This window comes from Okeania sp. SIO2F4, from assembly GCF_010672385.1.
Taxonomy (GTDB): Bacteria; Cyanobacteriota; Cyanobacteriia; order Cyanobacteriales; family Microcoleaceae; genus Trichodesmium.
The window spans coordinates 1-1775 of the sequence record NZ_JAAHGT010001320.1 but is presented as its reverse complement, the minus strand read 5'-3'; the positions used below and the strand labels follow the sequence as shown (position 1 = coordinate 1775).

The window sequence follows — 1775 nt, the reverse complement described above, 5'->3', positions numbered from 1 at the left end:
CAAATTTTATCTCTAATGAGAATCCCTGAATCTATCTACATTTTTCCTCCGTGAATCACTGCCTCATGTGACTAAAACCGCTCTAATTATTACTATGAATGAGTTTTAGTGAATTTATTTAGTTAAATCATTTCTAAATGAGCGAACCGTGAGTAGTTTAACCATCAGATTAAATAAACCCGCCCGAAAATCTAGGGCACACTTATTAGCCGTGTTGGTCTATCAGTGGGGGATAGGATGGTCAGGCAATGGGGCGGGTTTATCTGATTCAATATTGATATCATTAATTTAACGCTAAACCCGCCCCTACTAGCGTGTCTAGCTTAAAAATGTGGGTAACTTTGAGCACCTTGGAAGACCTCTCTCTGCCTCGACCCCTCTCCTACAAGGAGATGAGAGAATATTCCCCCCCAACGCTAGCAGGGAAGGGGGTCGGGGGGTTAGGTTTTTTTTCCCACAATTTTAGCCTAGACACGGTACTACTATTTCAATATTTGGTGGTTTTGTAGAAATGTAAAAATCACTACTTGTACACTACTACCCAATATTTTAGGCGTATCACACCATTAGATATACTTAGGACTTACGCAAGAGTGCTATATCTAGTAGGGGCGTTTCATGTCGCCCTGGGTTAACGCGCGTTGTGCGGAGCGCTAAACGGCCGTTTGCTGGCGCAAAGCTCCGCTAACGCTCCTACAGATGGCGTATAATTTGATATTTTGCGTAAGTTCTGATACTACTACTTCCAACCCACCCGATCCATTAATTTAATCGCATCAGCATTTAATTTGCCATAAACAGAAACATTGGTAGAATCTGTCTTGAACTCACCAAAGGTTGTCAAAACGCTAGGAACAGGTACACCTGCAACTACAGGATATTCGTTATTCCCTTCAGAGAATATTTTTTGAGCTTCTGGACTGGCTAAATGTTCGAGAAACTTAATTGCACCTTCTTTATTCGGAGCAGTTTTAACTACCCCACCACCACTAATATTAATGTGGGTACCGCGCCCATCTTGGTTTGGGAAAAACATACCTACTTTTTCTGCAACTGCTTTATCTTCTCCTTTGGAAGATTTCATCAAACGCGCCAAGTAGTAGCTATTAGCAATACCAACATCACCAATGCCAGCAGCAACAGCCTTTATTTGAGCAGTATCATTTCCTTCTGGAGGTCTGGCAAAGTTTGCAACAAAGCCTTTTGCCCAACTTTCTGCATCTGACATTCCGTGAATTTCGATTAAAGATGCTATTAAAGATTGGTTGTAAATATTGCTGGAGGAGCGGATTACAATTTTACTTTTCCATTTGTCTGTAGCTAAGTCTTCATAAGTTGATAGCTCAGAAGGTTTAACTTTATCTTTGTTATACATAATTACCCGCGCCCGTTTGGAGAAACCAAACCATAAGTTTTCTGGACTGCGGAGGTTAGATGGAATTTTACTATTGAGAGTAGACGAAGAAACTGGTTGCAAGATTCCGGTTGCTTGGGCACGCCACAGACGACCTGCATCAACTGTGATAAAGACATCTGCAGGGCTGTTAGCTCCTTCACTTTTAATTCGTTCAATTAATTCATCTCCCTTGCCTTCAATTAGGTTGACTTTGATACCAGTTTTTTTGGTGAAACTGTCGTAAAGAGCTTGGTCAGTGTCGTAGTGGCGGGAAGAATAGAGATTAATTGCACCACCTTGGGCTAATCCTCGGTTGCTTTTTCCTAGTTCGGCGATCGCCACAGTTGCCATTGCTGTGCCTGTTCCTAGAAATACTCGA

At 41.9% G+C, this 1775-nt stretch carries 1 protein-coding gene; it reads right to left on the bottom strand.

Annotated elements, in window-relative coordinates; translation table 11 throughout:
- Nucleotides 1–739 precede the first annotated feature (739 nt).
- The coding region (locus F6K22_RS40050) for a Fe(3+) ABC transporter substrate-binding protein (protein ID WP_293110650.1) at nucleotides 740–1775 on the bottom strand (1036 nt) is incomplete at its 5' end.